16 protein-coding genes are annotated in these 17426 nt (G+C 38.0%); 11 read left to right on the forward strand and 5 right to left on the reverse strand.

The genetic code is table 11. The annotated features are described in order from the left end of the window. Positions 1 to 31 precede the first annotated feature (31 nt). On the forward strand, positions 32 to 1585 hold the full coding sequence (locus RB214_RS05455; protein WP_309168568.1) for an AbgT family transporter: 1554 nt from the start codon (positions 32 to 34) through the stop codon (positions 1583 to 1585). A gap of 76 nt (positions 1586 to 1661) precedes the next feature. Here the strand turns inward: RB214_RS05455 and RB214_RS05460 are convergent, their stop codons facing one another. The 3 genes from RB214_RS05460 to RB214_RS05470 form a co-directional block, all read right to left on the reverse strand. Continuing rightward, positions 1662 to 1976: a hypothetical protein gene (locus tag RB214_RS05460; protein WP_309168569.1), complete on the reverse strand. Its 315-nt coding sequence runs from the start codon at positions 1974 to 1976 to the stop codon at positions 1662 to 1664. 512 nt (positions 1977 to 2488) lie between these two features. Continuing rightward, entirely contained in the window at positions 2489 to 4333 is a 1845-nt protein-coding gene (locus RB214_RS05465; RefSeq protein WP_024606656.1) for a DEAD/DEAH box helicase, read from the reverse strand. A gap of 160 nt (positions 4334 to 4493) precedes the next feature. Then, complete coding sequence (locus RB214_RS05470; protein ID WP_290193319.1) at positions 4494 to 4757, reverse strand: GrxA family glutaredoxin; 264 nt, start codon at positions 4755 to 4757, stop codon at positions 4494 to 4496. A gap of 257 nt (positions 4758 to 5014) precedes the next feature. On the opposite strand from RB214_RS05470, the gene RB214_RS05475 reads away from it, so the two are divergent. The 8 genes from RB214_RS05475 to RB214_RS05510 all read left to right on the forward strand — a co-directional run bounded on the left by RB214_RS05475 (position 5015) and on the right by RB214_RS05510 (position 12930). Continuing rightward, complete coding sequence (locus RB214_RS05475) at positions 5015 to 6052, forward strand: response regulator (protein WP_309168570.1); 1038 nt, start codon at positions 5015 to 5017, stop codon at positions 6050 to 6052. A 19-nt stretch (positions 6053 to 6071) separates the two neighbouring features. Continuing rightward, the gene (locus RB214_RS05480) at positions 6072 to 6686 is read left to right on the forward strand and encodes an isochorismatase family cysteine hydrolase (protein ID WP_309168571.1); all 615 of its coding nucleotides are present in this window, start codon (positions 6072 to 6074) and stop codon (positions 6684 to 6686) included. After that, on the forward strand, positions 6679 to 7911 hold the full coding sequence (locus tag RB214_RS05485; RefSeq protein ID WP_309168572.1) for a PAS domain S-box protein: 1233 nt from the start codon (positions 6679 to 6681) through the stop codon (positions 7909 to 7911). Before RB214_RS05480 ends, RB214_RS05485 begins: the two co-directional genes overlap by 8 nt. 12 nt (positions 7912 to 7923) lie before the next feature. Further along, on the forward strand, positions 7924 to 9489 hold the full coding sequence (locus tag RB214_RS05490) for a response regulator (protein ID WP_309168573.1): 1566 nt from the start codon (positions 7924 to 7926) through the stop codon (positions 9487 to 9489). Positions 9490 to 10150: 661 nt separating this feature from the next. Then, a complete protein-coding gene (locus RB214_RS05495) occupies positions 10151 to 10441 on the forward strand; it encodes a hypothetical protein (protein ID WP_182671308.1) in 291 nt (96 codons plus the stop codon). A 500-nt stretch (positions 10442 to 10941) separates the two neighbouring features. Continuing rightward, the gene (locus tag RB214_RS05500) at positions 10942 to 11682 is read left to right on the forward strand and encodes an EAL domain-containing protein (protein WP_309168574.1); all 741 of its coding nucleotides are present in this window, start codon (positions 10942 to 10944) and stop codon (positions 11680 to 11682) included. Positions 11683 to 11790: 108 nt separating this feature from the next. Continuing rightward, a complete protein-coding gene (locus tag RB214_RS05505; RefSeq protein WP_039489282.1) occupies positions 11791 to 12165 on the forward strand; it encodes an Hpt domain-containing protein in 375 nt (124 codons plus the stop codon). A gap of 9 nt (positions 12166 to 12174) precedes the next feature. Further along, entirely contained in the window at positions 12175 to 12930 is a 756-nt protein-coding gene (locus tag RB214_RS05510) for a sigma 54-interacting transcriptional regulator (protein WP_309168575.1), read from the forward strand. Here the strand turns inward: RB214_RS05510 and RB214_RS05515 are convergent. Continuing rightward, positions 12878 to 14424, reverse strand: a protein-coding gene (locus RB214_RS05515; protein ID WP_309168576.1) for an IS3 family transposase whose coding sequence is annotated in 2 segments (ribosomal slippage) — positions 12878 to 13965 and positions 13965 to 14424 — 1548 coding nt in all. Because the reading frame shifts where the segments join, the coding sequence is not laid out codon by codon here. The two genes, RB214_RS05510 and RB214_RS05515, sit on opposite strands and share 53 nt — an antisense overlap. A 90-nt stretch (positions 14425 to 14514) precedes the next feature. Between RB214_RS05515 and RB214_RS05520 the strand changes: the two genes are divergently transcribed. Further along, positions 14515 to 15213 (forward strand): sigma 54-interacting transcriptional regulator, encoded by a 699-nt coding sequence (locus RB214_RS05520; RefSeq protein ID WP_375144337.1) that lies wholly within the window; start codon positions 14515 to 14517, stop codon positions 15211 to 15213. A 113-nt stretch (positions 15214 to 15326) separates the two neighbouring features. After that, complete coding sequence (locus RB214_RS05525) at positions 15327 to 15857, forward strand: peroxiredoxin-like family protein (protein ID WP_309168577.1); 531 nt, start codon at positions 15327 to 15329, stop codon at positions 15855 to 15857. Between the two features lie 46 nt (positions 15858 to 15903). On the opposite strand, the gene RB214_RS05530 is transcribed toward RB214_RS05525, so the two are convergent. Beyond that, a complete protein-coding gene (locus tag RB214_RS05530) occupies positions 15904 to 17277 on the reverse strand; it encodes an IS4 family transposase (protein WP_024598303.1) in 1374 nt (457 codons plus the stop codon). Between the last annotated feature and the right edge of the window lie 149 nt (positions 17278 to 17426).

The following is a 17426-nucleotide window of genomic DNA, read 5'->3' on the forward strand; positions in this document are numbered from 1 at the left end:
GTTACTAAAAATAAATTTAGGAACAATAAGAATGAGTAATAATCAAGACGCTTTACCTTCAGGGGTTGTTGCGCGTTTTTTAAATTTTGTTGAGCGGGTTGGCAATAAGCTTCCAGATCCAGCCGTAATATTTCTGTTTGCAATGTTATTAATTTGGTTTTTGTCGTGGTGGTTTTCAGGCGTAAGCTTTGATGCAATAGACCCACGTACCGGTGAAGCGATTATTATTAATAATATGCTGGCAAGTGATTCGCTCGCTACTTTTTTATCCTCTATGGTAAAAACCTTTACCGGCTTCGCTCCCTTAGGTGTCGTTTTAGTAGCTATGTTAGGTGTAGGTGTTGCAGAGCATTCGGGCTTCATTAATACCGGTCTTAAGTTAATGCTTAAAGTTACTCCTAAAAAGCTATTAACGCCTTCAATCATTTTAGTAGCCATTGTGAGCCATACCGCTACTGACGCAGGTTATGTATTAGTTATTCCACTTGCCGGTGTTATATTTTATGCTGCAGGACGCCATCCGCTTGCGGGTATTGCAGCTGCATTTGCTGGTGTGAGTGGTGGTTTTGGGGCTAACTTTATTCCATCAGGGATTGATCCATTGCTACAAAGCTTTACCCAAAGTGCGGCGCAAATAATTAATCCTGCAATGACAATTAACCCGTTAAATAACTGGGCATTTGCTTCAGCATCTAGCTTATTTATTGTGGCATTGGGCTGGTATATCACCGATAAAATTATTGAACCACGTTTACAAAAAACAGCGGTTGATGGTGCTAAAGAGGATTTACCTGTATTTGAAGATGCACGTAGTGATGAAAAACGTGCCTTTTATATAGCCAGTACTGTGATGATTGCTGGACTTGCGTTATTAGCATTTGTCTCTGCTCCAGACGATTCTGCAATGCGCAGTAGTGACGGATCTCTTACTAATTTTAGCTCTCCTTTAATGCAATCAATTGTACCACTAATATTTTTACTTTTTTGGATCCCAGGCACTGTATATGGTTTTACGGTAGGTACCTTTAAAACTTCAAAAGATATGATTGATGCTATGAGTAAAGCGATGAGCGGCATGGCATATTATATCGTCATGGCGTTTTTCTGTTCGCTATTTATTGCTGCATTTAGTAAATCAAATTTAGGTGCACTGCTCGCAATTGAAGGTGCGCAGTTATTAAAGGCGATGGAATTGCCAAGTGCAGTAACGGTTGTAGGCATCATCTTTTTAACTGGCTTTGTTAACTTGTTTGTAGGTTCAAGTTCAGCAAAATGGGCGTTACTTGGCCCCATTTTTGTACCGATGTTAATGCAACTTGGCATTTCGCCAGACTTAACTCAAGCCGCTTATCGTGTAGGTGACTCAAGCTCTAATATTATTACACCGTTAATGCCATACTTCCCATTAGTGGTGGTGTACTGTCAAAAGTATGTCAAAGGCACCGGTATAGGCACTTTAATTGCTGTTATGCTGCCGTACTCAATTGCCTTTATGATTGGCTGGAGTATCTTTTTATTAGGTTATTGGGCACTTGGTATTCCTTTAGGTTTAGATGCAAGCTACATTTATCCAGCATTGCCTTAGCCTAAACCTTTATGAACCTCACTCACTTGAGTGAGGTTTTTAAATAAAAGTCCTGTAATGTAAAAGTAAGTCTAAGTTATCTTTCTAAATTTCTCACTATATAGCCAAATAAGCTGGCCTCTCCAACAATATACACATAATCATTTTTATTGTTCATTATTGTAGACTTATCGTCATACCACCTAAAATCATGAATCTTATTCGTTTTAGGGTCTTTGAAGTATAAACGAGTACAGCTATCTTCATACTCAGTGCCACACTCTTGTACATCGGTCAGGATGTATTCTTTATACCAATAGTCGCCTTGCGTGTAGTAAGCCCATAATTTAATAGGATCAGAGATAAAAAAATAGAGTATTCCAAAGATTAATAAAGGGGATAATGGGTACATGAAAATGGATGCTAATTTTATTTTAGTATCTGAGAAATTGTATTTAAGTGATTCTCTATATTTACTGCAGCGTTTATATTTATTGAAAATAAGTATATTTAAATAGATAAATAGTGCACAACAGATAATAGGGAGGGTTATAAAGAAAACAACGTCGTATAGTTCATTTGAGATGAATGGTGGATCTGTAAAGTCCATTAAAATAGGAAGAGTGATGCATAATAAAATGGGGAGTATTATTGCTACAAGGAGCAAGTTGTCGTAAATCTTTTTCAATTTTTAATTCGTCCGTGAACTATAGCCTTTGTCTAGTTTACAGAATTTTTGTTATTTTAAAAATCAGAGAAATGTATTTATAGGCATTAAGCAACCCGAACTCAGGCTAAAAAAACTATCTCAAGCCGCTATTGAATTGACGCGAAAGTCTACTTTGTTTTCACTGTAGCAGCAGCTTAAAAACAAAAAAACCTTGTCACTTTCGTGGCAAGGTTTTTTTATTAAAGAGTCGTTGCTTATTTAGCTGTGAAGCTTACAGGGCGACGTTCTTTACGAGGACCGCTGCGCTTATCACCGCGTGCGCCGTCATCTTTATTAAAGCTGCGTTTCTTATCACCAGCTGGACGCTCAGAGCGTTCGCCACGTGGTTCAGCAGGACCTTGATCAGTTGTAATTGTTAAGCCCATAGGGCGTTTACAAATAAACACTTTTTGAAAGTGATCAAGTACATCTTTAGGCATGTTTTGCGGTAATTGAACCGTGCTGTGATTGTCGTGTAGACGAATATCACCAATAAACTTGCTTGAGATGTCAGCTTCGTTAGCGATAGCGCCAACAATATTTTTAACCTGAACACCATGTTCACGACCTACTTCGATACGGTAAGTATCCATAGGACCTGCATCACGGCTGTTACGTTCGCGAGGTTTACGCTCAGCGCGTTCACCACCACGTTCGCCGCCACGTTCGTTACGACGTCCACGGTCACCACGATCGTTGCGTGAATTGCGGTCGTTACGCTCGTTACGTTCACGAGGTTGAATCTTAACTTCTTCAACTTTAATTGGCGACTGTTGCTGTGCTAAACACAGTAACGCACCCGCTAAGCTTTCAAGAGGAAGATCAAGTTTTTCAGCCATGTTAGTAGCTACTTCATTGAAGAACGTGATGTCTTTGTTTTCAAGCGCAATAGTTAATTTTGCTTGTAACGCTTCGATACGTTTTTCTTCAACAATTTTTGCTGTAGGTAATTCAACTTGAGCAATTTCAGACTTCGTATGACGAATGATATTTTTAAGTAAATAACGTTCGTTATGTTTTACGAATAAGATTGCTTTACCAGTACGACCAGCACGACCTGTACGGCCGATACGGTGAACGTAGGCTTCAGAATCTTGTGGGATATCGTAGTTGATAACTAAGCTTAAACGGTCAACATCTAGACCACGTGCCGCTACATCTGTTGCAATAACAATGTTTAGCATGCCACTTTTTAAGCGATCTACAGTGCGTTCACGTGCTTGCTGGTTCATGTCACCGTTAAGTGGAGCAGCAGAGAAACCTTCGCGCTCTAATAACTCAGCAAGTTGTACTGTATCGTTACGCGTACGTACGAAAACAATAGCACCTTCATATTGCTCAGCTTCTAAGAAGCGAACAATTGCTTTATTTTTATGTACGCTTGCATTCCAAAACACTTGCTCAACAGATGATACTGTAGAGTTACGCGCAGAAATATGAACCTGTTCAGGATTGTTCATATACTTGCTGCTGATGTTTTGAATTTGCTTAGGCATAGTCGCAGAGAAAAGACATGTTTGCTTCTCGCGCGGTGTTTTTTCCATGATGCTTTCTACATCATCGATAAAGCCCATACGTAACATTTCATCGGCTTCATCAAGTACAAGTGCTTGTAGAGCATCAAACTTGATAGTGCCACGGTTAATGTGATCGATTAAACGACCTGGAGTTGCAACAATAACCTGAGCGCCACGACGAAGTGCGCTTAATTGGATACTGTAGCTTTGGCCACCATATAGTGCCAATACTTCAATACCACGAACATGTTTAGCATATTGTTCGAATGCCTCAGCAACTTGGATCGCAAGCTCACGCGTTGGTGTGAGTACAAGGATCTGTGGCTGTTTCACAGACGGGTCAATATTATTTAGTAATGGCAGTGCAAATGCTGCGGTTTTACCTGTACCCGTTTGAGCTAGTCCCAGTACGTCCTTTCTTTCTAGCAATAACGGTATACATTGAGCTTGGATTTCAGATGGTGTCTTGTAACCCAACTCTTCAACTGCCTTCAAAATTGCAGGAGAAAGATTTAGAGATTCAAACGTGACTGGTTCTGACATTAATACGCCTCAACGAATTTAAAGAGGCGCGCATTATATAGGATTCGCGAGGCAAATGCTTGTATAAATTGAAACTAATTTCTATGTGTTTGATGTTGGTCGAAATTTAACCAGTTTGATTTGGGGTTTATTAAACTGGTTAACATATTTAATACAACGCTTATTTGTACAAGCTTAGGTTTTCTTTTGCGTAAGCTTCAAATTCTGTAAATCCACCGATGTGATTTTGATCCACAAAAATTTGTGGAACGGTAGGGCAAGGTTTACCTGCTGACTTTTCAAGGTCGGCTTTACTAATGCCTTCTTTAATTATATCGATGTAGCGAAATTTAAAGTCATCACGTTCATTTGATAGTTGCTGCGCAACATCTTTTGCACGAACACAATATGGACAACCTTCACGGCCAAAAATTACAGTTAACATAGCTTTCTCCTCAATTTGATTAAAATCAGTTTAAATGATTGAAAAATTATTTAAAGCAAAAAAAATCGATTGCACCATTCTAATAAAAACCAAAATCAAATATTGCATAGCAATATGATTTGCAAAATGCGAATGAAAGACTAAAACACTGTCTGTCTAATACTTAAGTATATGAATGCAATTGTGTTTACAGGAATTAATTTGTGGCACATAACTTGATAATTAAGAGCTATACATTGGGTTAACGAGAATACTTTATGAACATTAATAGTCACGTTTTAGAAATTATCCAAGGGGTAATCGGTAAACATTGTGAAACCCAAAATAGAAATTTTTCAATTACTTTAATTAACAAGTTGCAATGTAACTACGTTTGTTTGCAAATTCCTCTTGAGCAAATGATTGCGCAATGCGAGGAGTTTCTCATTCCAGCGCTAGCATCCGTAAAGCAGAGCTTTTTACTTAACCTAGAAGCAAATATACAAGGGGTTAGTCTTCATTACCAGATTGATGGGTCTGAGCAAGTAAGCACGCTGGATTTTCATGGGCTTTTAGCTACAAAAGAGTCTGTTAGTTTGGCGCTTGATATTAGCCAAAATATAGACGTTCTAACTGATTGTGAGGCGTTATTTAAAAGTTGTTTAAAAACATCGGATAAAACCCATGATCGATATGGCTTAAATTTTAAATTATTCAATAGCACTTTTAAGGAAACGGTACAGATTGAGGATTTACGTCATCTTAGTGGTGACGCGCTAACTGACAAACTAAATGGTGATAGCATAAATAGACACATAAAGTTATGCACTATTAGCGATATTAGTGGGCTGAGCCAAGAAAATAAACTATCTCAAAAAATATTAGGTTGGCCATTTTTTGATACAGACCTAATTACTATTTTAACAACATTTCATACGCAAACACTTTTATCGGTATTAGTGGCGGATGATAGCTTACCAAGCCAAATTGCAACAAAAGTAATGCTCGAAATGCTGGGCTGCTTAGTAACATGTGCAGGGAATGGCGCTAGTGCTTTAACGCTTGCTCAAAATGAACCATTTGATTTACTGCTCTTAGATGAGCGCATGCCAGGAATGTTTGGCAGTGACGTTGCACAGCAATTGGGGAGTCAAAATACACCTAATAATGATACACCCAAAGTTATTTTAACGGGGCTAACAGGGGATGAGCAGATAGCTGAGTTATTTGAAAAAGGTATTACGCACTATTTACAAAAACCAGTGACCAAAGCAGTGCTTGAAAAGTTTATTAAACCTTGGCAATTAGCGTCTTAAATTGGTTAATAAGGTGGCAATGATGCATGACTTTTCTAAAACAGCGCTTATTTTGATTGGTTTTCAAAATGATTACTTTTCACCAAAAGGTATTTTGTATGACGTGGTTGAAGAGTCGTCAAGAATTACTGGCGTGGTAGAAAATACACTCTCTTTATTGACCGCCTGTGCAGAGCAATTTGCGTTAGTTGTTAATACACCCATTCATTTTACACAAAACTACAGTGAGCTTAAAAATCCGATTGGCATATTAAAAGCTATTGCAGATGTGGGCGCATTTAAAGCAGGTTCGTATGGCGCTCAAACCATTGAGCAGCTAGATTTTTTTAGCAATGTTATAGAAGTGGTGCCTGGGAAAAGAGGTTTAAATGCTTTTACACATACTGCTCTAGCGCAAAAGCTCAAAGAACATGGTGTCACTAATGTAATTTTAGCCGGTACGGTGACTTCTATTTGTATTGACTCAACTGCGCGAACGGCTGTTGAACTTGGTTTTAACGTCACTATTTTAAGTGACTGCACATCGAGTCGCACTTCTTTTGAACAAACTTTTTACTGTGAAGAGGTTTTTCCTCTTTATGCGCGAGTTTGTGATAGTAAAACTTTTATTAAGCATTGGAGAGAGCATGGATAACAACGATGAACTACAAGTGCAAATCCAATATGCATTGGTCGAAAAGCTCTCCAATAGTAATCGACGTCAAGCAAAGCTATTAGCTATTTTAGATGAATGTATTTTTGAGTGTGATAAACATTTAAATCTTACCTATATTAACGAAGCATGGGAGAAGAAACTAGGTTACTCAAGCGATTCATTAATTGGTTCTAATATTACTAAGTTAATAAATTGCGATGATATTATGCATTTTGTTGCATACAGTTGTTGTTTGCTTGAAGGAAAGCAGACTCCTAGTGTAGAAATACAAATAAAAAATAGTCTCGGACTCTTAAACTGGTTTGAGTTGAGGCTAGTTTATGATGAAAAAAGCGGTTTTATAGGTTCACTCTATGACATTCAACGTCATAAAGACTCACAACTTTTGCTTACACAACAGCAAAAATATGTAAAACGCTTATCGCTTGTTGCGAGCCATACAAATAACTTAGTAATAATTACAGATAAATTTGGCGTAATTGAGTGGGTTAACAATAGTTTTGAAGTACTTACAGGTTACACCTGTGATGAGGTTATAGGGACCAGTCCTGGTCATTTACTGCAAGGGCCAAAAACATGTGAAAAAAGCCGTAAGGTCATGTCTCATGCCGTAAAAAATGGACTTCCTTTTCAAGTTGAAACTACAAATTACGATAAAAACGGTAATATTTATTGGGTTGCTATTGATGCAAACCCAGTGCGAGATGATGAAGGTCAAGTAAAGCACTTTATCGCTATAGAAACTAACATTACGCAGCGAGTTAAAGCCGAACAAGCCATGGCAGAGATAGAATATAATTATCACTCTGTCGTTGATAATATCCCTGATATTGTTTTACGCCTTGATACATTTGGTAATCTATTATTTATAAATCAAGCATGGCAGCGAGTGTTACACAGCAGGGTAGATGAGAGCCTTGGCTTACCTATAATTAAGTTTATAGCAAAAGAAGATGTAGAAAAAATAAGTAGCACTTTACTTGATTATAAACAAGGTAAGCGTGATATACGTCGCTTTGATATACGTTTAATTAATGCACAAGGTATAAATAACTGGGTCGAAATTACACTAACTCCAATTGTTGGTGGCTACGAAAGTGATTTATCATCAATTGCTGCGACACTTGTGGATATACAAGAGCGTATTGAAAGCGAGCAAATATTACTTGAAGCTAAACATCAGGCAGAAACCCTAGCGGAGTAAAAAAGCCGATTCATGGCAAATATTAGTCATGAAATTCGCACGCCATTAAATGCTGTGATTGGATCTGCAGATATTTTGCATCATACCGGTTTAACTTCTGAACAAATGCGCTATACACAAATGATTAAAACAAGTTCTGACGCGCTATTAAGTGTATTGGACGATGTATTAACGTACTCACGTTTTGAAGCACAAGCCATAACACTCAATAATCAGCCATTTAGTATTGATACGTGTATTGAAGAAGCAATAGATATAATTTCCCAAAGCGCTTTACAAAAAGGGCTTGAGGTTATTTTTGATTTTTATCCTGATGTACCAGCTCAAGTAATTGGTGATCATGCCCGTATAAGACAAATAGTCATAAATTTATTAGCCAATGCGATTAAGTTCACTCAACATGGTGTAATAACGGTTACTGTTAAGTGCACTCATATTGAAGGTAATAATTTAAACCTTTATATATCTGTAAAAGACACGGGTATGGGAATTGCAAAAAATAAAATTGACAGTATGTTTATGCCTTTTATTCAATCCGATAATTCAATTACTCGAAAGCATGGTGGCAGTGGCTTAGGGCTTACGATATGTAGGCAAATTTGTGATGTGGTAGGTGGAGATATTTCGGTTAGTTCTGAGTTTAATAAAGGAAGCGAGTTTATAGTTAATTACCCGCTGCAAATAGACACAACTGACTCAATTTTAAGAGAAGGGTTTGCAGCACGAAGTAAAAAGCCAAAAGTATGGATAGTAGGAAGTCACGAAATTCTAAAAACAGCCTTGGAGCATACGCTCACTCGGTTTTCTATCACTTTTGAACACTACGAAGTATGCCCAGATATACCCAAGTACGATAGTTTTCCTGATGCAATTGTACTAACTGATCCTCAAATGTTAGCCCAAACACGCGAGCGTATAAATACATACAACTCCCTTAATTCACCGTGTTTACTTATCCTAGATTTGCTAGGTAAAAGCTTATTACCGCAAAATATTAACGACAGAGAGCTTAGGTTAAATGGCCCTTATAAAGTATCCCATGTACTACGGGCAATTAGTTTATTAGAAGAGCAGCTGTTTCATTTGGATATTATATTTACCAATCGTGATCAAAAAGAAACTTTAGAAAGCCCCTTAGGGTTAACTCAGTTAAGCGGAACCAATGTATTGGTTGCTGAAGATAATACGAATAATCAAATTGTAATTCGGCAGTTTTTAGAACAAAAAGGTTGCCGTGTGCATATTGTTAGTGATGGTCAAGAGGCAATAATAAAGGCGCAAAGCGGTGAAATTGATATTATTTTTATGGATATCCAAATGCCAATACTCGATGGGATTTCTGCAACTAAAGCAATCAGAAAGTTAGGTATAACCACTCCTATAATAGTACTCACTGCAAATGCGATTCATGGTGATAAAGAGCGATTTATAGACGCGGGGATGAATGACTATTTAGCTAAGCCAATTGTAAGTGAGACACTTTATTTATTACTTGATAAATATGCCCCAGAGCAGGTTATTGAATCTAAACATTTAAAGCTCTCTCGTTTAGCTCAAGTGTGGGAAAAGCTGAGTTGAGCAATGAAGGCTAGGGTTTGTTAAACGTTTAGGGTTAAATTTGTAGCAGTGTGGTTATTTTCCATAAATGGGCGATAACGTAGCATTAATGCCAAACAGGCGCTGCCCAAAGGGATCTTCCTAGAGGCTATTTACTCTTTGTTGCCAACATGGATGTAGTTAAGGGGCGTGAGCAGGACGCAGAAGCTTTGCTCGGTTTTACTTATCATACATCGATTTAAGTTAGTAGGGTAACGCAGGAGCTGTTACAGAGCCCGCTGGGTTATAAACCTCGCACCGGGATTAAACCGCCTGTAGTTTGAACGAATTTTAATCCGCAAAGATCAACAGACAATATAAAAAGTGGGTTTGTGTTGCATAAAACTTGATAAACGGAGAAATTAACCTAGTATTTTAGGGGTAAGTTAAATTTATTTTTTAGTAATTAATGAGTGTTTTTAGTGTGTGTTTTTTTAATTTGATTCGCAAATTGCAATTCAAAATAAAAATAAAATGTTATGAACTTTATTTAAATACTCAATCATACCTTTAATTTATTTTAACGACATGATTTTGTAAGGTTTTTACTTTTTTGTAAAGTTGTTATCTGGTTGGCACGACTTTCGCAATATATTAAATATCAAATCAAGACGAATTTAGTTAAATTTTTAAGGGGTGCAATATGCAAACAAACACAAAAGCCAAACAACAGCCTAAAGGTAACAATTGGGTACTAACACCTGAAATTATGGTTTTGTCAATTTTGCTTGTTGCCACTTTAGTAATAGGTATAACAGTTTTACGAGGTAGCGATTCGATTGAACCGCTGGCAGATATTCAGCCAATTACTTTTACACAAGCTGATGTTGAAAACGCTCAGTTGATGAGTAATACGTTTGACTCGCAAAATACCAACTATGCACAACATGTAACTTCTTCTAAAAACGAAAATAACGACACTCTTCCAAACTAGAGACTTTTGCGCAGGTAACTATTTATAGTTGCCTGCGTTTTTTTATGTTCCTACCACCAATTTAACTTTTTAATCCCTCCCCATAAAATTATTTATATTCTCTTAAATTTAGATGGTGCTTAACCTAAACAGGGTTTTATCAAAACTTTCTCTTTTCTCATATACAATTGCTAGTATTAGCTTTGGTCAGTATCTATTAACTGGCTTATCTGTGTTTTATAAGCTCGATTAAGCGCTCACTTGCCAATTTAGCTGCATTGCAAACTGAATTGCAAAATGCGAATGAAATGGGAGAAGTAAATCCATTTAATATTTTAATTTAACTACCTGAATATATTGGTTTTTATTTCTGTTTTTTTGTATTTAAAATGGCCTGTAAATTGCTCTTTAATATAATAAGTCACTAAGAGTGAAACCGGAGCAAAATCATGAGTGCGTTTAAATACCTAGAATCGGAAAAACCAGTCAATCTAGCAAGATGGCATGAGTTAGAGAGAATCATGTCTGATTCAATGCAAAATAATTATTTTAAAATGGTTTATCAACCGCTTTTATCATTGGGATCTGGAAAGCTGGTCGGCTTTGAGTCGCTAGTAAGGTGCCAATCACCGCGCTTTGGCATTGTTGGCCCTGATGAGTTTATCCCTCATGTAGAGCAATCGGGAATGATTTTAGAATTAGGTGACTGGATTTTTGAGCAATGCTTGTCTGATTTAAAGCATATGCGGCAGTTTGGTATGACAGATATTGCTGTTTCATTAAATATTTCACCGGTACAAATCTTAGATGGTGATGTGTTTTCAAAAGTAATGTCTTTGCTAGAAAAGCACCAAATACCACTACAGGCTATTAAAGTCGAATTAACGGAAACAGCGCTCATTCATAGTCCTGATAAAATAGCTAAGGGGTTTGAAAACTTCCATAAAGAAGGCGTAAAGGTGTGGATTGATGATTTTGGCACTGGGTATGCCTCTTTAGGTTTACTTCGTCAATTTGATATTGATGGTTTAAAAATTGATCGCAGTTTTGTAAGTGGTATTGCAACTAATAATGAAGACTTTACGTTATGTAGCGCAATTATTGCGATGGCTCAACGATTGGGTTTACAAACGGTAGCAGAAGGTATTGAAGAGAATGAGCAATTACAAATATTAGAACAACTTGGTTGCGATATAGCTCAGGGGTACCTGCTAGATAAGCCGCAAACGTTAACTAAAAGTATTGATACTTGGGCTTTGTAAATGTTTATATTCATTTTGATTTGCAAAATGCAAAAAAAAAATTACTCTTAAACTACAACTCTTACATTTGATTAGTGTAAGAAGTTTTAACTTACACAAAGGTTATCTATGCCCATATCAGAGCAGTTTGTCGATAAAAGTATTACCGAGCTAAATGTATTAACTCAACTCGAAAAGGATGTTGGGACAACCGTGTTAGCTCGTTTAATTAAATTATTTATTGATGAATTAGTTACTATGGCTAACCAATTAGATACGGCAATTAGTAGTGAAGATACTATAAAAATTAAAGAAGTAATGCATGTCTTAAAAAATTCAGCAGCTTTATATGGTGCATCTGCTTTAGCCGCGTTAGCAACACAATTACACGATTCGCCACCGTCAACTACACAAGAAAACTTGCACGCAGCGCTTGTTATTAAACACAACTTGGATAAAACCCGAGATGCGTATCAAATAATGAGTAATAGTATAGCTATCTAGGAGAAAGCTGTGTCAGATATAATTGATAAAGGTCTTGTTTATATTGTTGAAGATAGCATTGCCAGTGGTGCTTTATATGCAAGTCAGCTTGAGCAGGCTGGTTTCCAATGCAAACACTTTACAGATGGGTACTCTGCTTTAGTCGGTATTAAAGAAAAAATGCCAGCGGTCATAGTACAAGACGTATGCTTGCCAGATATAAGTGGGCTTGAGGTATTACAATTTGTAAATAAGCAGAAAAATCCTGCTAATGTAGTCATGATCACCTCAAACAGCTCTATTGATATTGCAGTGGAAGCAATGCGTTTAGGCGGTTTTGATTTTTTAGAAAAACCTTTCACAAGTCAACGACTCATTAGTTCAGTAGAAAGTGCCTTGACGCCAAAAGAGCAAGTTAAAGTTCAACCATTGGTTAAAAACAGGGATAAAAATCAAGATTTTGTTGGTGAATCTCTGGCAATGAAAACCGTTTTTAGATTACTTGATAGTGCAGCTAGAAGTAAAGCGTGTGTATTTATCACAGGTGAAAGTGGAACCGGTAAAGAAGTTTGCGCACAAACCCTTCATGATACAAGCCCGAGAAATACAGGACCATTTATTGCCATAAACTGTGCAGCTATTCCTGCTGAGCTATTTGAATCAGAATTTTTTGGTCATGTTAAAGGTGCGTTTAGCGGTGTTTTTCAAGTTAGTTGTCGCATCAAATTAAATTTTATGCCGCCCGCACTTCTTCTTTTTTCTCTGGATTTAAATTTACTTCATTGATCATCGTCCAATCTCGAGACTTTCCTGACCAACGAATTGGATTTTGTAATTTCGCCATCTCATTTACCTGATGACGTTTCGCTAGTATCGCTTCATCTAATCCTAAATGACGCTGGTTTGGCGTGACAAATTTAATACCGCTGTGCAAGTGCTCATCGTTGTACCAATCAACAAATCCGCTAACCCACTTTCTTGCGCTACTCATGCTTTCAAAGGTTTTCTCAGGGTATTCCGGGCGATACTTTAACGTCTTAAATAGCGATTCAGAATAAGGATTATCATTACTCACAGACGGTCGGCTAAATGAAGGAACAATACCTAACTCCTGCAATGTCGCTAATAACGTTGCCCCTTTCATTGGACTACCATTATCCGAGTGCAGCGTGACTTGCTCAGGCTTTACCTGCTCTCGCCTGCAAATATCTACCATTAAATCAGCCGCCAGTGTGCTTAGTTGTATGTCATGAACCTGCCAACCAACTATTTTTCGACTATAAATATCCATCACTAAATATAAGTATAAAAACTGACCTTTAACAGCTGTTGGCAAATACGTGATATCCCATGTATAAATTTCGTTTACACGTGTTGCCCTGAGTGCTTTTGGCTTTTTTATCTTTTTATTTGGTTTAACTTTTTCTCTGTGTGTTAATAATTTATGTGATTTCATAACGCGATAAAACGAGCTCTCTGATGCTATCCACACACCTTTATCCAATAGTTTAGGGACTATCTTGCTGGGTGGTAAATGTCCATATTCTATTGAATTAACAGTCTTAATTATACGCTGTTGCTCTAATTCAGTTAGCCTGTTAGGTGGTCGCTTTATCGTACTTGTTCGCTTATCTGTCATATCATCAGCTTCAATCCAGCGTTGAATTGTTCTTGCCGTTAGACCAAGTAACTCACATGCTTTTTCTTGCCTTGCCCCTGATTTCTGCGCGTCGGTAATGAGCTTTATCAATTCATGACGCTCAGTTGAGCTGGTTAATCGTCCTCGTTGAAACCCCAAAGCGCATCTGCTTTTTTTTTGAGTACGAGTAAGGCGGCTGTTTCTGCTAACGCTTTGTCTTTACGATTAAGCTCTTTTTGAAGCTGCCTAATTTCTTGTTTGAGCTGTTTGCTGTCTGATTTTACGGGCTTCGTTGAAGGCCCTTTAGCAAAATCTTGCTTCCATTGTTTAATATGATGCGGGTAAAGCCCCTTAGCACGGCAATATTCATTAAGAGCTGCTTCATCTAAACTCGCACATTCAATAATGGCGTTAAGCCTTTCTTCTAAGCTCCAGTCATGAGGGCGTTTTTCTGTTGTCATGTGACTACCATTATTTTTAGTTTCAAGTTCATGGTTTTTAGCAAGCGCGATCCATCGTTGCAAGGTTGAATAACCGATGCCTAAATCAAGCGCAATATCTTCTAGGCGAACATCATCACATTGAGATAATGCTTTTTCAACAGCTTGAACTTTAAATTCTTGTGTAAATCGACGTCTCATTTTATCTGCCTCTATTAAAAGTTAGAGGCGACAACTATCCTGACACAGGGGGTTAGTGGGGCATTAAGCGATCAAAAAGGGGCTGTTGAAGTGGCCAACGGCGGTACCTTATTTTTAGATGAATTATGTGAAATGGAACTTAACTTACAAGCAAAGTTATTACGCTTTTTACAAACAGGCATTTTTAGTAAGGTGGGTAGTAGTGAAGTATTACACAGCGATGTTCGTTTAGTCTGTGCAACAAACAGAAACCCAATCATAGAGGTTGCAGAAGGGCGTTTTAGAGAAGATTTATATTACCGTTTAAATGTTATCCCCGTAAAGCTCCCCCCTTTAAGAGAACGCGGAGGCGATATATTACTGCTTGCTGAGTATATTTTGAAACAAAAAAGCGATAGTAATGCAAAGCATTTCACTGGTTTTTCTGATGAAGTTAAGGCGCTTTTTTGTAATTACGATTGGCCAGGAAATATTCGCGAACTACAAAATGTAATTGAAAACACCGTTGTTATTAATGATGACGATGTAATTGAAAAAGACATGCTACCAAGCTCATTTGGATTAGGCGCTGTGAAGCACTCGATATCCGCTAAGTCAGTTCACAATACAAACGAGCAGAGTGTTCAACTATCGCCTATGTCTGTTCATGATATAGAACCTTTGTGGCAAGTTGAAAAAAGGGCGATTGAAAATGCAATTAAAAGCTGTGAAGACAATATTCCTCTTGCTGCTGCTTATCTAGGGGTTAGTGCATCTACCATTTATAGAAAAATAAAGGGATGGTCTTAAAGTTATAATCGATTTTTAATTACACTTTTCAGGTTGAATTAATAAAAGTTACCCTAAGCTTTATGGGTAAGAGCAAATTAATTTTTAATCTGACACAGTAAAAGGAGATCGCAATGAGTAACACTAGTTTAAAACCTGCGGATATTATGCCATCACTAGTCGTGAGTGATGTTGATGAGAACAAGGTAGATTTAGTTGATAGAGTAAGTGACTCTCCCTGGAAAATGATTGTTGTTTATCGAGGCCAGCACTGCCCTAAATGTACTGCGCAACTTAACGAGCTTGCTAAAGTTCATAAAGACTTTAAAGATGCTGGTGTTGAAGTGGTTGCGGTAAGTGGTGATAGCCATGAGCAGCTTGATAAACATCTTGAAAAAATAGATGTTAACTTCCCAATTTACTATGGTTTAACAATCGAACAAATGACCGATTTAGGGCTACATATCAGCGAGCCTCGCAGTGATGCAGAAACTGATCATCCATTTGCTGAGCCAGGCATTTTTGTACTTAATGAAAAAAATCAGCTTCAAATGGTCGATATATCAAACAGCCCATTTGTTCGTCCTGATTTAGAGCAACTGCTAGGTGGAATTAAGCTTTCTAGAGAAAACGACTATCCAATCCGAGGCACATTTATTAAATAACATTCATTTTCATGGTTTCAAAAGGCACTTTTTAGCTGTCTCTTGATCACAAGTCTGACTCAAGAGATTTTGCTAAATCGTAGCCTTCCAGGATGGCTTGTAACTTAAGCCATCCTTTCCATAACACTTTCACAGATGCACGCCCTGTGCGCTTGGTATCTTTCCAGCCTCCTAACTTTGCCAGTTCCTGATACGCCCATGACATATTTGGAGCAGTTTCAGGCAATGGTGTTTTTATTCTCTTTAACCACAATAACTTCCATGCTTTGGGAGATAACAGTTGTTCACAACTTGGAGAATCAGGCTGCTCATTGGTGAACTTTAGTTGCAATATTCGCGTCGCAATAAAGCCATTAATCGTCACCAATCTTTCCATGTTATCTTGGCTTTGAAGGCGTAAACTTTCGATATCCGTACCATCACTTTTCCAGACTTTATGGTATTCCTCTACAAGCCAACGGTGCTCATAGTAGGTGATGATAGCTAAGGCGTCTTCTTTGCTGGTGACTGGTTCACTGGTTAATAGGTGCCAGCTTAAGCCATTCTTAGCGTTTCCTCGCTCTGTACAGCCGACATAGTAAACTGGGAGGGAGTGTCCTTTCTTATTGTAAGGCGCTTTGAGTGTCACTGGCGCATAGGTGATATCCAGTGTTGCGCTTCGGGCTTTTCTTCCTCCTTTTTGTGCAATGTGGATGTGTTTGGTGCCTGCACTCATCAGCTCGCTTGCAAACGCATAGAGCTTATCCTCACCTTCTTCAATATGACGACTTTGCATCGAGCGTACGACGAATCGTTGCTGCTCGGTCAGTTTATACTGCAAGTATTCGTAGATGTCCGCTTCGCGGTCACACACCGATATCACGTTCGCCATTTGTCCTTGCAGCCGCTCTGCCATCGCTCGTGACGCTGACTCCCACTTGTAACTTTCTTTTTCTTCGTAAGAAGTCGTCGCGTGTTTTTCTCTTTTTCCAATCGTGTTGATATCACGACTCCAGCGAGACTGTTCAATTAATCCCACAACTTGCTTTGTGTCTGGCGCAAACAGTAATACGCTATGAGCTAACAAGCCTCGTTGTTTTGCTCCTCGTCCGACATGACCCAAATCATCTCGAATGGAGGAATGCTTATAAATTAGTGTGGTCGTGTCTTCTAATGCGAGCAATAAGTTATGACTTTTTGCTTGTTCAACCGTGGCTTTAAAGCCTGACTCTGCTATAGCCGTTGCGTCAATATTCTCGTTGCGAATAAAGCGGTAGGCACCTTCCATATCGGCGGGGGATTGAGTGATGTTCACAAGTGGTTTTCCTGGTTCATTTGCAAGCGTTGATGCTAACTTTACCAGACGCGCTGTTCTTCTTGGATCACCTAAGTCCGATTTACCGAATTGTTGTTTTGCCCAATGAGTATGTTCGTTAATCATAATGTGCCCTCAAACAAGATTTGAAGATCTGATCATGACATTGAGATTTAGTTCAAAAAAATCCCCGCTAATTTCTTAGCAGGGATTTGTGTATAAGAGACAGCTTTTTAGTGCCTTTTTTTATTTATTTTTAATTTTTTTAAAATTAA

This window comes from Pseudoalteromonas sp. HL-AS1 (assembly GCF_031198785.1).
GTDB lineage: Bacteria > Pseudomonadota > Gammaproteobacteria > Enterobacterales > Alteromonadaceae > Pseudoalteromonas > Pseudoalteromonas distincta.

Excerpts from the sequence above, each read along its gene's own strand:
- RB214_RS05525 (WP_309168577.1), top strand. The coding sequence starts at position 15,327 with ATGAGTAACACTAGTTTAAAACCTGCGGATATTATGCCATCACTAGTC.
- RB214_RS05505 (WP_039489282.1), top strand. The coding sequence starts at position 11,791 with ATGCCCATATCAGAGCAGTTTGTCGATAAAAGTATTACCGAGCTAAAT.
- RB214_RS05500 (WP_309168574.1), top strand. The coding sequence starts at position 10,942 with ATGTCTGATTCAATGCAAAATAATTATTTTAAAATGGTTTATCAACCG.
- RB214_RS05490 (WP_309168573.1), top strand. The coding sequence starts at position 7,924 with ATGGCAAATATTAGTCATGAAATTCGCACGCCATTAAATGCTGTGATT.
- RB214_RS05495 (WP_182671308.1), top strand. The coding sequence starts at position 10,151 with ATGCAAACAAACACAAAAGCCAAACAACAGCCTAAAGGTAACAATTGG.
- RB214_RS05460 (WP_309168569.1), bottom strand. The coding sequence starts at position 1,976 with ATGTACCCATTATCCCCTTTATTAATCTTTGGAATACTCTATTTTTTT.
- RB214_RS05530 (WP_024598303.1), bottom strand. The coding sequence starts at position 17,277 with ATGATTAACGAACATACTCATTGGGCAAAACAACAATTCGGTAAATCG.
- RB214_RS05455 (WP_309168568.1), top strand. The coding sequence starts at position 32 with ATGAGTAATAATCAAGACGCTTTACCTTCAGGGGTTGTTGCGCGTTTT.
- RB214_RS05485 (WP_309168572.1), top strand. The coding sequence starts at position 6,679 with ATGGATAACAACGATGAACTACAAGTGCAAATCCAATATGCATTGGTC.
- RB214_RS05475 (WP_309168570.1), top strand. The coding sequence starts at position 5,015 with ATGAACATTAATAGTCACGTTTTAGAAATTATCCAAGGGGTAATCGGT.
- RB214_RS05465 (WP_024606656.1), bottom strand. The coding sequence starts at position 4,333 with ATGTCAGAACCAGTCACGTTTGAATCTCTAAATCTTTCTCCTGCAATT.
- RB214_RS05470 (WP_290193319.1), bottom strand. The coding sequence starts at position 4,757 with ATGTTAACTGTAATTTTTGGCCGTGAAGGTTGTCCATATTGTGTTCGT.
- RB214_RS05480 (WP_309168571.1), top strand. The coding sequence starts at position 6,072 with ATGATGCATGACTTTTCTAAAACAGCGCTTATTTTGATTGGTTTTCAA.